This is a genomic window from Tardiphaga sp. 841_E9_N1_2 (assembly GCF_051811065.1).
GTDB lineage: Bacteria > Pseudomonadota > Alphaproteobacteria > Rhizobiales > Xanthobacteraceae > Tardiphaga > Tardiphaga robiniae.
The window spans coordinates 5,022,627-5,038,271 of sequence record NZ_JBPWQC010000001.1 but is presented as its reverse complement, the minus strand read 5'-3'; the positions used below and the strand labels follow the sequence as shown (position 1 = coordinate 5,038,271).

Genomic DNA, 15,645 nt, shown 5'->3' with positions numbered 1-15,645 from the left:
CCGCTTCGCGCCGAAGAAGACGCGGCAAACAAAACTCTAGGCTGAATGTTCCAGAGCTGCTGGCAGGAACGAGCTCGCCTGCGCCATCTCCCACGCGTCGCGAAAGCGCTTGTCGCCGGTGCCGTCGACCAATTCGTTGTGGCGCAGCGCCGGATACATCCGCGTGAAGGACAGCACGTCGGTGCCAGAGGCACGATGCGAGAAGTGGATCGGGCGAATCTCCTGCGGATGATCGAGCCCGGCCGCTGCAATCAGCTCGGCCAGCGCATGCAGCGTCGCCTCGTGATAATTATAAACACGATCGGTCTTCTGCGGCACGGCGAGAGCGCGATTGCGCGTGGCGTCCTGCGTTGTGACGCCTGTGGGACAGCGATCGGTGTGGCAGCTCAGTGACTGGATGCAGCCCAATGCGAACATGAAGCCCCGCGCCGAATTGCACCAGTCGGCGCCCAGCGCCATGGCGCGGGCGATATCGAAGGCCGTTGCGATCTTCCCGGAGGCGCCAATCTTGATGCGGTCACGCGCGCCGATACCGATCAGCGCGTTGTGCACGAAGTTGACGCCCTCGCGCATCGGCATGCCCAGATGGTCCATGAATTCCAGCGGTGCCGCGCCGGTGCCGCCTTCATTGCCATCGACCACGATAAAATCCGGATAGATGCCAGTCTGCAGCATCGCCTTGCAGATCGCGAGGAATTCCCAGGGATGGCCGATGCACAGCTTGAAGCCAGCGGGTTTGCCGCCGGACAGACGGCGCATCTTGTCGATGAATTCCATCATCTCGATCGGCGTTGAAAACGCCTTGTGATAGGCCGGCGAGATACAATCCTCGCCCATGGCAACGCCACGGATGCGGGAGATCTCTTCCGACACTTTTGCCGCCGGCAGCACGCCGCCATGACCGGGCTTTGCGCCCTGGCTGATCTTGAGCTCGACCATCTTGATCTGCTCGTTCACGGCAAGCCTCGCGAAGGCGTCGGGATCGAAGTTGCCATCGCGCGTGCGACAACCAAAATAGCCGGAGCCGATCTCCCAGATCAGGTCGCCGCCCATTTCCTGGTGATACGGACTGACGCCACCCTCGCCGGTGTCATGCGCGAAATGACCGCGCTTGGCGCCGGCATTCAGCGCCCGGATCGCATTGGGGCTAAGCGCACCAAAGCTCATGGCCGAGACGTTCAGTACCGAGGCCGAATAGGGCTTGAGGCAATCCGGGCCGCCGATGGTGATACGGAATTGCTCGGTCGCATGCGGTTTTGGGGCGACCGAATGGTGCATCCACTCATAGCCTTCTTCGTAGACGTTCTTCTGGGTGCCGAAGGGACGCTTGTCGAGTACCATCTTGGCGCGCTGATAGACCACCGCGCGCGTGTCGCGGCTGAACGGCATGCCATCTTTTTCGCTCTCGAAGAAATACTGCCGCATCTCCGGACGGATTTCCTCGAGCAGGAAGCGGATATGCGCCGAGATCGGATAGTTGCGCAGAACCGCATGGTCCTTCTGCAGCACATCGTGAATGCCGAGCACGGTCAGGCCGCCGAATACGATGACGGGGATGACAACGAGAGGGATGACCTTGGGGTCGTGAATGCCGATGCCGACCAGCAGCAAGGTGGCAACGCTACAGATCGTCAAAACGATGAAGCGCGGCGAGAGGGGAAGCATCAACGTTTCCATGAAAATCCTGCCTGACATGAATGGCGCTAGCGTTACACAGACCCGATGACGCAAACATCACAAGTGCGTTGCCGCAGGGCATTGCACCGGATTGTCCAATCTAGCGCGCCACGCTCAATGAATTGTTGCAAAAAGCGAGAGCCCCAGACGACAAAACCCGCGCCGGAGCGCGGGTTTTGCAGTGCAGTGAATTTTGATGATGTCGGGCTGCGTTAGCGCTCGACGAACGCCTTCTCGATCACGAAATGGCCGGGCTTGTTGCCGCTGCCTTCGGTGAAATCGCGCTTCTCAAACATGACCTTCAGGTCTTCGAGCATCGCCGGACTGCCGCACAGCATGACGCGGTCGGTGGCGATGTCGAGCGGGCCCTGGCCCAGATCCTTGAATATCTGGCCGGACTCGATCAGGTCGGTAATGCGGCCGCGATTGCGGAAGGGCTCGCGGGTGACCGTTGGATAATAGGTGAACTTGTCCTTCATCAGCTCGCCAAACAGCTCGTCCTTCTCGAGCCGTTCGACCAGGCGCTCGCCATAGGCCAGCTCCGAGACCTGCCGGCAGCCATGCACCAGCACGACCTGCTCGTACTGCTCATAGACTTCGGGATCCTTGATCAGGCTGGCAAAGGGCGCGAGACCGGTACCGGTCGACAGCATGAGAAGGCGCTTGCCCGGCAGCAGACTGTCGGTGACCAGCGTACCCACCGCCTTGCGGGCGACCAGGATGGTGTCGCCTTCCTTGATCTTCTGCAGGCGCGAGGTCAGCGGACCGTCCGGCACCTTGATGCTGAAGAATTCCAGCTCTTCCTCGTGGTTCGCGCTGGCCATCGAATAGGCGCGCAGCAGCGGCTTGCCATCGACCTCGAGGCCGATCATGGCGAACTGACCGTTCTGGAAGCGGAATGAGGTGTCGCGGGTGGCTTTGAAGCTGAAAAGTGTATCGGTCCAATGCTGGACAGAAAGAACTTTCTCTCTGTGAAAGGCGCTCATGAGATTTGATTTTCCAGTGCGGGCTTTTTTAGAACAAGTCCATTGTTTGCCGCGTCACGATGCCGAGAAACCATTGCGGCTATTGGCTAATTTTGGTTCTCGCAGCTGCGAATGACAATTAGTCAAAGTAGCCATGAAGTGCAATTGCGGACTGAGGGAGGCGGTCGATTAATTTCCAAAGCAGGTTACCCATGCAGCAGCAGCCCATCTGGCCACGACATTAAATTACCCGATATCGGAGGTTTCGTTCAGTTTCTTGCCGGACACCGTTAATGGTATCCGGCTGGATCACCCGATCCCGATCCGGTAGTTTCCGGCCACCTCGTTAAAGTCGTCGCAGGCGGCTTTTCGTTCAATCGTCGGCCTGGTCCTTGATGACATCCCTTCGCGACATCCGGGCCGGAAAGCCCCCATCCTATCCCGACCAGTCGATCTATGCCGAATACGCTTGCCGCCAGTTCGGGCTGGATTTCGCCGACGTCGATGGCGGAACGGGTCTGATCTTCACCGTTGGCCGCAATGGCAGGAGCGCATCCTTCGGCGCCGGACGCGGCTCGTTCTTTCCACAGAACAACGCCACGGCTGCGACGCTGGCGAATGACAAGTATTTCGCCAATGTGCTGATGGAGCGCGCCGGCGTCCCGACTTTGGGCGGGAAATACTTCTTCCTGCATGAGCGTTATCGCGCCCATCGCCCGCCCGGTCACGAACATGCTGACGCCGTCTGGCATTTCGCCGAACTCGGCGACCGGGCCTTCATCAAGCCGCTGATGGGATCGCGCGGCGACTTTGCGGAGATTGTCACGGGCGGCGACGCGCTCATGGCCTATCTCAGGCAGGTCGCGCAGTATTATGACGCGATCCTGATGCAGCGCATCTATTCCGGCCAGGAATATCGCGTGTTCATCCTCGACGACGAGATCGTGTATTGCGCGCAGAAGACGTCGCCCTTTGTGACCGGCGACGGCAAGGCGACGCTCAGGCAATTGATCGCCGCGGAGACGTCCGCGCTGGACCGCCACGGGATTTCGTCGGCCGCCACAGGTCCCGACGACACCTCCCTCAATCGCGTGCTGCCATACGGTGAGCGGCGCGCGATTCCCGGCCGGATGAATCGCAGCGCTGGCGGCAGCATGAGCTTTGCGGCGCCGGGCAACGAAACTGTTGCCTTTGCGATGGCGCTGCAGGCCGCCAAGGCGCTCGGCCTGCGCGCTGGCGCGGTCGACCTGTTTACGGATATCGACGGAGATGCTGCCGCCTTGCGCGTGATCGAGGTCAATGCCAATCCCTCGATCCGCTTTCTCGAAGACAGCGGCCGCGAGGATCTGATCCTGCGCATCTGGCGGCATACATTTACGGCGATCGGCCTGCTCGATGTTTAACCTGCCCAAATATGGCGACGGCCTATGCCTCGCCCGGCTGGCGATGCTGCTCGACGCGCTGTCCATCGACCGTGTCAGGCTGCGCAAACATTCCGTGGTCGTCACCGGCTCCAACGGCAAGGGCTCGACCGCGGCGTTCTGCGCCAGCATCGGACGCGCTTTCGGCCTGCGGACAGGCTTGTTCACGTCACCGCACCTCTATCGCTTCAATGAGCGCTTCCAGATCGACGGCGTCCCCGTCGATGACGAGATGCTGGAAGCCCTCGTCCTGCGCGTGGCCACTGCCATCGCAGATCTCAAGCAGCACACGCTGCATGAGACTTTCGGCGCCTTCGAGGCCCAGTTCGCGCTGGCCTGCCTGTATTTCCAGGAGACCGAATGCGAATTCGCCGTGTTCGAAGCGGGCATCGGCGGACGCTACGATCCGGTTCGGCTGGTCGGCGCCGACATCACCTGCGTCACCTCGGTCGATCTCGAACACGTCAACCTGCTCGGCAACTCGCTGGAGCTGATCGCCTGCGACAAGAGCGATGCCTGTATCTCGGGCGGCACCGTCGTCTACGGCGAGAACTGCCTGCCCATGCGCGGCAATCTCGCCGAGTACAATCGCAACCGCAACGTCACCGGCCTGCATATCGGCGACGAGATCACGATCAGTAACGTCTTTGCATCAGCCAAGGCCCAGGCCTTCAACTGCCGGCTGGGCGCATTCGATCTGCGCGCGCTCGAACTCATGCTGGCCGGCGAGTTCCAGCTCAACAACGCCGCCATTGCGGCTGCGCTGTTCATTCTCTGGATGCAGCGCATGCATCCGGATGCGACCACCAGCGCCATCGATCTCGCTGTTCGCACCGGGCTGCGCGATACCAGATGGCCAGGACGGCTCGAGATCGTTCAGCGCGATCCCCTGACCATCATCGATGTCGGCCATACGCCTGATGGCGTGGCACAGGCCCTGAAGAGCCTTCGCGCCATTCATGGCGATGACAACTGGTTGCTGGTGCTCGGCGTCTCCGGCGACAAGAATGTCGATGATATCGCCAAGCATCTCGCGCCCGTCTTCGATACGATCGTATGCACCCGCGCCTATCACAAGGGTGCAGACGCGCGCGTGGTCGGCGCTGCAGCGCGCAAGGCCCACCCGGCGGCGCGCATTCATGTGGCCAATGCCATGGAAGACGCGGTGCGCCTCAGCCAGCAACTCGCTCGCGCCGTGCCGCGCAAGATCTATGTGGCGGGCGGACTGTTCGCGGCGATCGAATACGCAACGGTGCTGCGCGGCGGCAAGGCGCAGGATCTGGTGTTTTTCTGAGATCTCACGTTCGTCATTCCGGGGCGTGGCCGGCACTCGCCGGACGCGAACCCGGAATCTCGACATGGGAGTCTCCCGACAGCGCCAAACATGTCGAGATGCCGGGTTCGCGTGCAGCTAGCACTGCCCGCGCCCCGGAATGACAGTTTGCGGTCAATTCGTCCCACCCGCTGAATCGTCCAGCACCTTGAAGCTCTCTTCCAACTGCGGCGAGATCGAAACGCCCATGCGCTCGCCGGTCGGCAGGCGTGCGACGAACCATTTGTTATAGAGCGGGATCAGATCACGGTTGGAGCCGAGCCGCCGAAATGCGCGCTCGACGACAGCCGCAAGCTGCGGCTCGCCCTTACGAAACATGATGCCGTAGGGATCATAGGACAGGTAATCGCCGACGACGCGGAATTTGTCCTGCGACTTGTGCCGCGCGATCAGACCCGACAGCAGGATATCGTCGGTCGCGAAGGCATCGGCCTTGCCGTCGACCAGCATCTGGTAGCTCTGCTCGTGATCGGGCGAGACCACGATGTTGAGACCGAGATTGAATTTCTTGTCGACCGCGTGCATCGCCTGTTCGTTGGTGGTGCCTTTGGTGACGACGACGGTCTTGCCCTTGAAGTCGGTCGGCGCCGTGCCGGTCGTGGTTTTCGGCACCATCAGCTTGGTGCCGGCGACGAACATCAGCGGCGAGAACGCAACCTGCTTGCGCCGTTCGGCATTGGCCGTGGTCGAGCCGCATTCGAGATCGATCTTGCCGTCGACCACGGCGGGAATGCGATCGTCCGACGTCACCTTGACGTATTCGATCTTCAACGCGGGGTCGTCGACCTCGATACCGATATCCTCGACGATCGCCTCGCAGAGTTCGAGACTGTAGCCGATCGGCCGGCCCGCCTGATCGAGGAACGAGAATGGCGGCGAGCTCTCGCGATAGCCGAGCTTGACCACATGCGCCTTCTTGATCGCCGCCAGCGTCGGGCTAAGCCCTTCCGCAGGCGTTTGCGCCTGCGCCGCCGTCGCCAGCAGCAAAGCTGCCAGAAGCCCGGTGATCGAACCGGTCAGATAGTAGCGCATCACGCACCTCAACCATGTCCGAGGGCGGGGATTTCTCCGGGAATCATGTCGCCAGGCACCACATCGTCGGGACCGAGCTCATGCTCGGGCGCGAGTTCGCCTTCCCATTTCGCGACCACCGCCGTGGCCAGCGAGTTGCCGATCACATTGGTGGCGCTGCGGCCCATGTCGAGGAACGTATCGATACCCATGATCATCAACAGGCCCGCTTCGGGAATATTGAACTGGCTGAGCGTCGAGGCGATCACCACCAAGGACGCGCGCGGCACGCCGGCGACGCCCTTCGAGGTGATCATCAGCGTCGCCAGCATCGCGAGCTGCGTGCCGAGCGACATCTCGATGTGATAGGTCTGCGCGATGAAGATACTGGCGAAGGTGCAGTACATCATCGTGCCGTCGAGATTGAACGAATAGCCCAGCGGCAGCACGAAACTGGAGATGCGCGACGAGGCACCGAAGCGGTTAAGACCTTCCAGCGTCTTCGGATAGGCAGCTTCCGAACTTGCCGTGGAGAAGGCGATCATCAGCGGCTCGCGGATCAACCGCAGCAGATGGCTGTAGCGCGGGCCGATAACGATGAAGCCGACCACCACGAGGATACCCCACAGAATCGCCAGCGACAGATAGAAGCCGCCCATGAAGACGATCAGCTTCCACAACACGCCCAAGCCATTCTTGGACACCGTCGCCATGATCGCTGCCCACACCGCGAGCGGCGCGAACAGCATCACATAGCCCGTCACTTTCAGCATGATGTGACCGAGGTCATCGATCAGTTGCAGCATCGGCTTGGAGCGTTCCGGCATGGCGCCCATCGCAACTGCGAAGAACACTGCAAAGATGACGATCTGCAGGATCTCGTTCTGCGCCATCGCGTCCGCGATGGAGGTCGGGATCAGATGGGTGAGGAATTTTTCAATGGAGAAAGCCGACACCGGCAGGCCCGTCGATTGCCCCGCAGCCGGCAGCGTTCCCGGGAAATTCGCGCCGGGCTGCAATAGGTTGACCATCACGAGGCCGAGCAGCAGCGAGATGAAGGAGGCGCTGACGAACCAGCCCATGGTCTTGGCGAAGATGCGGCCGAGCTTGGAGCCCGAGCCCATATGGGCGATGCCGCCGACCAGCGTGGCGAAGACCAGGGGCGCGATGATCATCTTGATCAGGCGCAAGAACAACATGGCGATCAGATTGACGTCGGCCGCGATCTCGCCGCGGCTATCGGGCAAATAGTTGAAAACCAGCGAGCCCATCACGATGCCCAGCGCCATCGCGATCAGAATGTATTGCGTAAACCTGTTCGACATACCGACCCCCGTTACACATTCCCAACTGCGACAGTCTGTCATATTGATCAGAGCGCGCAACAAGCTTCGTCAGCCGCGTACCGTTTCGGTATCATCAGGCGGCAAATAGCCGTTGTGGAATGCCGCGCTGCCGCATAGCGTCATCGCCAACTACAAAAACTGTGCAGCCTGATTGTTTTGTACGCGGCGACTGCAACAAGTTTCGACAAAGGAAGAAACAGGGAGACAACGGCCATGACCGACACCGTCAATCATCAGGTGCTGCTCGTCGAAAAGCCCACAGGAAAATTGGGGCCCGAGCATTTCAAACTATCAAAGGGTCCGATTCCCGAGCCGAAGGACGGCGAGGCGCTGCTGCGCGTGCGATACATCTCGCTCGATGCGGCCAATCGCGCGTGGATGCACGGCGCGACCTATCGCGCTGCCGTCGAGGCCAATACGGTGATGGCGGGCGGCGGCATCGCCGAAGTCGTCTCGTCGAAGTCGCCTGCGCTGAAGCCGGGTGACATCGTGTTCGGCGACACCGGCTGGCAGAATTACGCGGCGGTGCCGGCCAAGCATCTCAACAAGATGCCATCAATGGAGCCGATGACGCATCTGCTCAGCGTCTATGGCATCGCCGGACTTACAGCCTATTTCGGCCTGCTGGACGTCGGCAAGCCCAAGGCGGGCGAGACCGTCGTCGTCTCGGCGGCGGCCGGTTCGGTCGGCTCCATCGTCGGCCAGATTGCCAAGATCAAGGGCTGCCGGGTGATCGGCATCGCCGGCGGCAAGGACAAATGCGACTGGCTGACCAAAGAACTCGGCTTCGATGCCGCGGTGGACTACAAGGACGGCGCGGTGTTCAAGGCGCTGAAGGCGGCAGCGCCGGGTGGCATCGACGTCTATTTCGACAATGTCGGCGGCGATATTCTCGAAGCTTGTCTCGCACAAATGAATCTCAACGGCCGCATCGCCTGCTGCGGCGCCATCTCGCAATATGACGGCGCGCCCTCGGCGACCGGCCCACGCGGCGTGCCCGGCCTGATCGTGGTGAAACGCCTGATCATGCAGGGCTTCATCGTGATGGACTATATGAACCAGCGCGAAAAGGCTTTGACCGATCTGCAGTCCTGGGTCGCCGCCGGCAAGCTCAAGGTGCAGGAAGACGTCATCGACGGGCTGGAGAACACGCCGCAGGCACTGATCGGTTTGCTGGCCGGTGAGAACCGGGGCAAGCGGATGGTGAAGGTGTAGGGCTTCCTTTCCCCTCCCCCGAGCGTAGCGAGCGGGGAGGGTGGCGCGTTTGAGAGCGAAGCGAACAAACGTGACGGGTGGGGTGCCCCACGTGAGAGCGTTGCTCGTGGCACCCCCAACCCCGGCCTATCGGCCGACCCTCCCCGCAAGGGGGAGGGACACCATTGACGCTTGCGCGTCATCGCGGATGTGAATGTCAAACAGCCACTACCCTTCAGACATGCGTCATCACCCCTGTTGTTTGCGGCGCGGGGGCGCCGTCGTCTCTCGCATTCCCGCCCCCTTGCGAGAGGGCGTGCGGAACGCCGGGTGCCCGTTGCACCCTTGGGCCTGATGCGATGCGGTCTTCCGCAATTGAGTGTGCATCAGGACTTTCGGAGGCGCCGAGCAAGTGCCCGGCGTTCCGCCTGCGGTGTTTTTTCGGTTGCTTGCACTTTGCCTCGACGAACGCTCCGATCGCGAATTAAAGTCCCAAGGCGATGGGAAGGGAGCCTCAAGCGAGTAAGCCGAACGCGTTTTGACTTGGTCGTCCGTCACACTGTCCAGGAGTCTTTCCATCCGAAGGCCAAACGTCTCCTTGCCAGTGGCAGTGCTGGCGCAGATCCGTCCTGCCCGAAGACAGACGTTCCCCCATGAACCGCGTGACGCCGCATCTCCGGCGTCCACCGCATCCTGCCCCGCGAACGTGACGATCGCGATCGCCCCTCTCGGTGGGGCAGGACGAAGGGGAATATAAACCTGATGGGGATGTTGTCAATGAGAGATAGGAAAAAATGTTTGGATGCTGTCTTACCGCCCCATACTGTCATTCCGGGGCGTGGCCGGCACTTGCCGGACGCGAACCCGGAATCTCGACCTGTTCAGCGCCAAACACTCCGGGATTCCGGGTTCGCGCCGGCCCGCTTCGCGGTCCTCTGCGCCCCGGAATGACGAGGGGGTAGCTGACCACTCCGGCAGTCCGGCCCGGGACAACGAGCGACGAGCCATGCAGATTGCGACGCGCCCCAACGCCGCGACGTCCTATCCACCTGCCCCACGCTTTTGTATGACCTAGCACTCACTCCCTCCAGCCCATCGATATCTCGCAAGAAGGAAAATCCATGACTGATGCGGCGACTGACGCGGCCTATGCTGAACTCGAAGCCGCCGGCTGGAGCATCATGGACGATGACGGGTTCATCCATTTCGTCGGCCCGATGTGGCACCGGGTCGTCGATGGCATCAATGAATTCGCCATTCTCGGCCAGGACAAGCACCGCAACCGCCGCGGCGTGGTTCAGGGCGGGGCAGTGATGACGCTGGCCGACCGGAGCTGCGGCATGGCGGCGCGCGAGGCTGCGGGGGTCGAGGCGCTCGCCACCGTCCAGATGGATACTTATTTCGTCGATGCCGCGCGGATCGGCGACCTGATGATCTCCCGGCCCAAGGTCGTGCGTGCCACCAAGAGCCTGATCTTCATGAGCACCGAGGTCAGTGTGAACGATCACGTGGTCGCCACGGCGCATGGTGTGTTCAAGACGGTCCGCGACCGCACCGATGCCGGGCGCAAGAACGACTGACCTGACGGCCGCCGCGGATTTTCGTCATCTTCACGGATTTTTTTTCGCACGCGGCGGAACGAAAGCGCGATCAGCTCGCTTAGCAAAGACATGCGAACCAAAACAGTTTTTACGCGACCTATATTCGTATTCGATTGATCACGTTTAGACTGACCGATGCTTTCGACCCGAACCATCCCGGCCCTGTGGCCCATGGAACCGGCGATCAAGGTTCAAATCCCATGGCCCAAGACGCTGCCGTAAACGACGCCGCCCTCCCCGCCACCGTCCTGGTCGTCGAGGACGATGTACTGCTGCGCATGTTTGCGGTCGAGATGATCGAGGACGCCGGTTTCCGGGTGATCGAGGCGCCGGATGCAGACGCTGCGATCCGCGTGCTCGAAGCGCGCAACGATATCCGCATCATCTTTACCGATATCGACATGCCCGGCTCGATGAACGGGCTCAAGCTTGCCCATGCGGTCGCCAATCGCTGGCCGCCAATCCGCATCATCGCAACATCAGGCCACTTCAGGATAGGCGAACGCGACCTGCCGGATGGCGGTCGCTTCATTCCCAAACCCTATCGACAGCACCAGATCATCGGCGCCCTCACCGAATTCGCCAATCCCCGCAGCGCATTCGGCGTCTGATAAGCCCCGTTCGCAATTGCGCTCACGCTTGACGCCTCCACACCGCCCGGTCACCCTCGGTTGCTAGATACCAGCTATCGGCGGGGGCAGGCGATGTGGGCATCACTCAAGAACTTTCTCGATAGTTCCATGTTTGCCCCGCACGGCATTTGCCTGCTGTGGGATCCCGGTCTGATCTGGCTTCACGTCGGCTCGGATGCACTGATCGCCGCGGCCTATTTCTCGATTCCCGTCGTACTCACAATCTTCGTCTGGAAGCGCCGCGATGTGGAGTTCGGCTGGATCTTCTGGGCCTTCGCGCTCTTCATCATGGCCTGCGGCCTGACCCATGTGATGTCGATCTACACGCTGTGGGTTCCGGCCTATGGCGCCGAAGGAATCCTCAAGGCGATCACGGCCGTCGCTTCGGTCGTCACCGCAGCGATTCTCTGGCCACTGCTACCGAGACTACTGGCGATCCCCTCGCCCGCACAGTTGCGCGAAACCGAACTGGCGCTGATCGAGGAGGGCCGGCACCGGCGCGAAGCCGAGGACATGCTGCGCCATACGCAGAAGATGGAAGCGATCGGTCACCTCACCGGCGGTGTCGCCCATGACTTCAACAATCTGCTGACCATCATCATCGGCAATCTCGAAATCGCCGAGCACAGCATCTCGACCTGGACGGAATCGTCGCGCGATCGCCTCAGGCGCGTCATTGCCAGCGCGGCCGGCGGCGCGCAACGCGCCGTGGTGCTGACCCAGCGCCTGCTCGCCTTCGCACGCAAGCAGCCGCTCGACCCGAAGACCATCAATGTCAACGGATTGCTCCACGGCATGTCGGATTTCTTCCAGCGCACATTGAGCGAGAATATCGATCTCGAAATCGTCGGCGGCGCCGGGCTGTGGCAGGTCGAGGTCGATCCGAGCCAGATGGAAGCCGCCATCCTCAATCTCGTGGTCAATGCACGCGACGCCATGGCCGGCCAAGACCATCTGAAGATCGGCAAGCTGACGATCGAAACCAGCAACGCTTTCATCGACGAGATCTACGCCCTGCAGTATTCGGATGTCGTCATCGGGCAGTATGTCCTGATCTCGGTGACGGATACCGGACCGGGCATGCCCAAGGACGTGCAGGAGCGCGCCTTCGACCCGTTCTTCACCACCAAGGAGCCCGGACAGGGCACCGGCCTCGGCCTGAGCCAGGTCTACGGCTTCGTCAAGCAATCCGGCGGCCATGTGAAGATTTATAGCGAGGTCGGCGAAGGCACGACCATCAAGGTCTATCTGCCGCGCAGCAGACAGCATACGGACCAAGCAAGCGAGATAGAGAGGCGCATTGTCGGCAGCAAGGGCAACGAGACTGTGATGATCGTGGAAGACGATCCGGATGTGCGGTCCTACCTGGTCGAGACGCTGGAAGGTCTCAACTATCAGGTCCGCGAAGCCGGCAATGCCGACGCGGCGCTGGCCGACTTCACCGACGATCCCGAACCGTTCGACTTGCTGCTGACCGATATCGTGATGCCCGGCATGAACGGGCGACTGCTGGCCGACGAGATGCAAAAGCGGCAGCCGAAGCTGAAAGTGCTGTTCATGACCGGCTATTCGCGCAACGCCATCGTGCATCAGGGCCGGCTCGATCCCGGCGTGTCGCTGCTGCAGAAGCCGATCACGCAAGCGGCGCTCGGCAACAAGGTGCGCGAGATGCTCGACAAGAGATAACGACTACGGGATCCGTCTGACGGACGGGACGACGCCCAGCGTCCGCTCCGGATGCGCCTGACGCCGCATCTCGCTCAGGGCGATGGCGGCACGCGACGTTTCGTGATTCGCGAACCAGAGTTCGAAATCGGGCACCGGCAGCGCAGGCGAATAGACGAAGCCCTGAATAACATCGCAACCGAGTTCGGTGAGAATCCGGCGTTGCCCCTCGGTCTCGACGCCCTCGGCGACCACGATCATGTCGAGACTCTGGCCGACGCGGATGATGGCGCGCGTAATCGCCAGCGCGCTCGCCTCGCTTTCAAGGCCACGCATGAAGCTGCGATCGATCTTCAACTCACGGATCGGCAGATGCGCGAGGCGGCTGAGGCTGGAATAGCCGGTGCCGAAATCATCCATCGACAGCTGCACGCCGGACTTGCGAATTTTCTCCATGGTCTCGACGGCGGTCGAATGCTCGCTCATCACCACGCCTTCGGTGACCTCCAGCATCAGCATGTCCGGCGACAGACCGTTTTCGGCGATCACTTCGCCGACCAGCGTGGCGAGATCGCCATTCTGGAAATTGATCGGCGACAGATTGACTGAGACGCTGGGCACGTCGACGCCATTTTTGCGCCAGGCCGCAACCTGCCGACAGGCTTCGCGCAGCGACCAGGTGCCGATCAGCTCGATCAGCCCGTATTCTTCCGCGAGCGGGATGAATTTCGACGGCGGCACTTCGCCGAGCACCGGATCGGACCAGCGGGCCAGCGCCTCGACACCGTAAAGGCGACCGTCAGCGCGCACCTGCGGCTGATAGTGAAGCCGCAGCGCATCCTGCACGATGGCATTGCGCAGCGCCGTACTGAAGGCGAGTCGCTCCTCGCTGACGCGGTTCATCTCCGCACTGAAGAAACGATAGGTCGAGCGGCCGGCCTGCTTGGCCTGATACATCGCCGCATCCGCATGTTTGAGCAGACCGTCGATATCACCGGCGTTGTCGGGATAGATGCTGACGCCGATGCTGGCAGATACCGGCACCAGCTTGGCGCCAAGCTGCATCGGCGGCAGCAGTGTCTCGAGCAGGCGGCTGGCGATCAAGGCGGCGCCTTCGACATCGCAATTCGGCAGCACAATGACGAATTCGTCGCCGCCCTGCCGGCTCAGCGTATCGGCCGGCCGGATTTGCCTGCACAGTCGTTGCGTGACCTTGACCAGCAACTCGTCGCCAATGGAATGACCGAGCGTGTCGTTGACGTCCTTGAAATGATCGATATCGAGGAACATCACGGCAATGCGATCCCGCGGCTTGCTCTTGTCGATCAGCCCCGTCAGGATCTGGCGCAGTTGCGCGCGGTTCGGCAGGCCGGTCAGCGCATCGAAATAGGCCAGACGCGCGATTTCGCTGCGGGCCTCGTGCCGTTCAATCGCCAGTGCGCACAGATGCACACAGGCATCGACGATGGTCTGGTGCCAGCGCGTCGGGCCGCGCACTTCACGGAAATAGAAGGCAAAGGCGCCGATCACGCGGCCGTCCCGCGCCTTGATCGGCGTCGACCAGCAAGCGCGCAGGCCGGCTTCCAGCGGCAGGCTGCTATAGAGCTGCCACCGCGGATCGGTGGCGATATCGGTGGCCAGCACCGCGTGGCCGAGAAAGGCCGCCGCGCCGCAGGACCCGACATCGGGACCAGTGGCAATACCGTCAACAACAGGTGCGAAGGCGGCCGGGAGGCTGGGACCACCGAGTGGATGGAGCCGACCGTCCGCGTCCACATGCAGCACCGACGAGACGATATCAGGCGCGATGGCTTCGACGCGGTGGCAGAGATCGCCGATCACATCCACGACCGGCATGTCATTGGCGAGATTTTCCAGCACATGATGCTGCAGCGAATGGATCTGCTTGCTCTCGGTGATGTCGTCGAGCACCGCGACGAGATGCTCGACCTCACCGGCTTCATTGCGGCCTGCGTTGACCGTGCTTGAGATCCAGATCTCGTGACCTTCCTTGTCATAGACAAGGATATCCTCTTGCCCGTGTCCTTCGGCATCGATCTGCGCGTGAAACCGCTCCAGCGTTTCGTTGTCGGTATACTCTCCCGTCAGCAAATCCCGGGGGTGTTTGCCCATCGCTTCCGCAAGCGTGTATCCGAACAGCTCCGTAAAAGCGTCGTTGACATAGACGATGGTCATGTCGCGTTTGGAGACCATCACGATACGGTCGGTCTTTTCGGCAACCAGTGCCATCAGCGCATTTTGCTCGCGGTCACGGACATCGTCCGTCACGTCGCGGATGAAGTTGATGTAGAGCGTCTTGCCGGCATAATCGACGCGTGAGATCGAGAACGCGCCCCAGGCCTCGCTCCCGTCCTTGCGGCTGATCCTGGACTCGCGGCGGCCCTTGACCGCTACTTGCGGATCCATGGCAGACTTTGCCGCAATCACTCCATCGAGATGTTCGCGCACGTCGAGCGGGACCAGAACATTCATCTGCCGTCCGACGACGTCGCCACGGCTGTAGCCCCAAAGGCGTTCGGCAGCAGCATTGAAATGCCTGATCTCGTTGTCGATCCCGGTGATCACGACAGCATCGACCGCCTGTTCGAACGCAGAGAACAGCGCCTTCGCCTCTTCGCTGGGCTGGTCGACGGGACTTGTAGGCATGAAACGACCTTCGATCACGGAAGCCGCCTGAGCACGACGACAACTGTCTTCGTTACAGCGGCAATGTCATTCGCAGGTACGAGTGTATTCGAACTCCAGTAGCTAAGAAGTTCGTTCGATCTCATCTCGAGGG

The 15,645-nt window shown here is 61.4% G+C and carries 11 protein-coding genes; 6 read left to right on the top strand and 5 right to left on the bottom strand.

What is annotated here, in order from left to right:
• Positions 1-36: 36 nt before the first annotated feature.
• Positions 37-1,677, bottom strand: coding sequence for an FMN-binding glutamate synthase family protein (locus tag AB8A50_RS24125; RefSeq protein WP_439079152.1), 1,641 nt, complete (start codon positions 1,675-1,677; stop codon positions 37-39).
• A 212-nt stretch (positions 1,678-1,889) separates the two neighbouring features.
• Positions 1,890-2,663 carry a ferredoxin--NADP reductase gene (locus tag AB8A50_RS24120; RefSeq protein ID WP_439079151.1) on the bottom strand — a complete coding sequence of 258 codons (774 nt, stop codon included), beginning with the start codon at positions 2,661-2,663 and terminating at the stop codon, positions 1,890-1,892.
• 374 nt (positions 2,664-3,037) lie between these two features.
• Between AB8A50_RS24120 and AB8A50_RS24115 the strand changes: the two genes are divergently transcribed.
• Positions 3,038-4,045, top strand: coding sequence for an ATP-grasp domain-containing protein (locus AB8A50_RS24115; protein WP_439079150.1), 1,008 nt, complete (start codon positions 3,038-3,040; stop codon positions 4,043-4,045).
• On the top strand, positions 4,038-5,357 hold the full coding sequence (locus AB8A50_RS24110) for a bifunctional folylpolyglutamate synthase/dihydrofolate synthase (protein WP_439079149.1): 1,320 nt from the start codon (positions 4,038-4,040) through the stop codon (positions 5,355-5,357). Before AB8A50_RS24115 ends, AB8A50_RS24110 begins: the two co-directional genes overlap by 8 nt.
• Before the next feature lie 153 nt (positions 5,358-5,510).
• Here AB8A50_RS24110 and AB8A50_RS24105 read toward each other — a convergent pair whose 3' ends face one another.
• Both AB8A50_RS24105 and AB8A50_RS24100 read right to left on the bottom strand, forming a co-directional pair.
• On the bottom strand, positions 5,511-6,428 hold the full coding sequence (locus AB8A50_RS24105) for an amino acid ABC transporter substrate-binding protein (RefSeq protein ID WP_439079147.1): 918 nt from the start codon (positions 6,426-6,428) through the stop codon (positions 5,511-5,513).
• Positions 6,429-6,436: 8 nt separating this feature from the next.
• Positions 6,437-7,732 (bottom strand): dicarboxylate/amino acid:cation symporter, encoded by a 1,296-nt coding sequence (locus tag AB8A50_RS24100; protein ID WP_089266305.1) that lies wholly within the window; start codon positions 7,730-7,732, stop codon positions 6,437-6,439.
• Positions 7,733-7,966: 234 nt separating this feature from the next.
• On the opposite strand from AB8A50_RS24100, the gene AB8A50_RS24095 reads away from it, so the two are divergent.
• From AB8A50_RS24095 to AB8A50_RS24080, 4 genes are all read left to right on the top strand, one after another.
• On the top strand, positions 7,967-8,968 hold the full coding sequence (locus AB8A50_RS24095; RefSeq protein ID WP_093759920.1) for an NADP-dependent oxidoreductase: 1,002 nt from the start codon (positions 7,967-7,969) through the stop codon (positions 8,966-8,968).
• Positions 8,969-10,068: 1,100 nt separating this feature from the next.
• On the top strand, positions 10,069-10,527 hold the full coding sequence (locus tag AB8A50_RS24090; RefSeq protein WP_089266877.1) for a PaaI family thioesterase: 459 nt from the start codon (positions 10,069-10,071) through the stop codon (positions 10,525-10,527).
• 221 nt (positions 10,528-10,748) lie between these two features.
• Entirely contained in the window at positions 10,749-11,159 is a 411-nt protein-coding gene (locus AB8A50_RS24085; RefSeq protein WP_175365968.1) for a response regulator, read from the top strand.
• 129 nt (positions 11,160-11,288) lie between these two features.
• On the top strand, positions 11,289-12,866 hold the full coding sequence (locus AB8A50_RS24080) for an ATP-binding protein (RefSeq protein ID WP_439079146.1): 1,578 nt from the start codon (positions 11,289-11,291) through the stop codon (positions 12,864-12,866).
• 3 nt (positions 12,867-12,869) lie between these two features.
• On the opposite strand, the gene AB8A50_RS24075 is transcribed toward AB8A50_RS24080, so the two are convergent.
• Positions 12,870-15,512 (bottom strand): EAL domain-containing protein, encoded by a 2,643-nt coding sequence (locus tag AB8A50_RS24075; protein WP_439079145.1) that lies wholly within the window; start codon positions 15,510-15,512, stop codon positions 12,870-12,872.
• Between the last annotated feature and the right edge of the window lie 133 nt (positions 15,513-15,645).

Bases quoted from the DNA above. Each gene is read 5' to 3' on its own strand.
- AB8A50_RS24095 (WP_093759920.1), top strand. From the start codon at position 7,967: ATGACCGACACCGTCAATCATCAGGTGCTGCTCGTCGAAAAGCCCACA.
- AB8A50_RS24090 (WP_089266877.1), top strand. From the start codon at position 10,069: ATGACTGATGCGGCGACTGACGCGGCCTATGCTGAACTCGAAGCCGCC.
- AB8A50_RS24125 (WP_439079152.1), bottom strand. From the start codon at position 1,677: ATGGAAACGTTGATGCTTCCCCTCTCGCCGCGCTTCATCGTTTTGACG.
- AB8A50_RS24085 (WP_175365968.1), top strand. From the start codon at position 10,749: ATGGCCCAAGACGCTGCCGTAAACGACGCCGCCCTCCCCGCCACCGTC.
- AB8A50_RS24115 (WP_439079150.1), top strand. From the start codon at position 3,038: ATGACATCCCTTCGCGACATCCGGGCCGGAAAGCCCCCATCCTATCCC.
- AB8A50_RS24110 (WP_439079149.1), top strand. From the start codon at position 4,038: ATGTTTAACCTGCCCAAATATGGCGACGGCCTATGCCTCGCCCGGCTG.
- AB8A50_RS24075 (WP_439079145.1), bottom strand. From the start codon at position 15,512: ATGCCTACAAGTCCCGTCGACCAGCCCAGCGAAGAGGCGAAGGCGCTG.
- AB8A50_RS24080 (WP_439079146.1), top strand. From the start codon at position 11,289: ATGTTTGCCCCGCACGGCATTTGCCTGCTGTGGGATCCCGGTCTGATC.
- AB8A50_RS24120 (WP_439079151.1), bottom strand. From the start codon at position 2,663: ATGAGCGCCTTTCACAGAGAGAAAGTTCTTTCTGTCCAGCATTGGACC.
- AB8A50_RS24105 (WP_439079147.1), bottom strand. From the start codon at position 6,428: ATGCGCTACTATCTGACCGGTTCGATCACCGGGCTTCTGGCAGCTTTG.
- AB8A50_RS24100 (WP_089266305.1), bottom strand. From the start codon at position 7,732: ATGTCGAACAGGTTTACGCAATACATTCTGATCGCGATGGCGCTGGGC.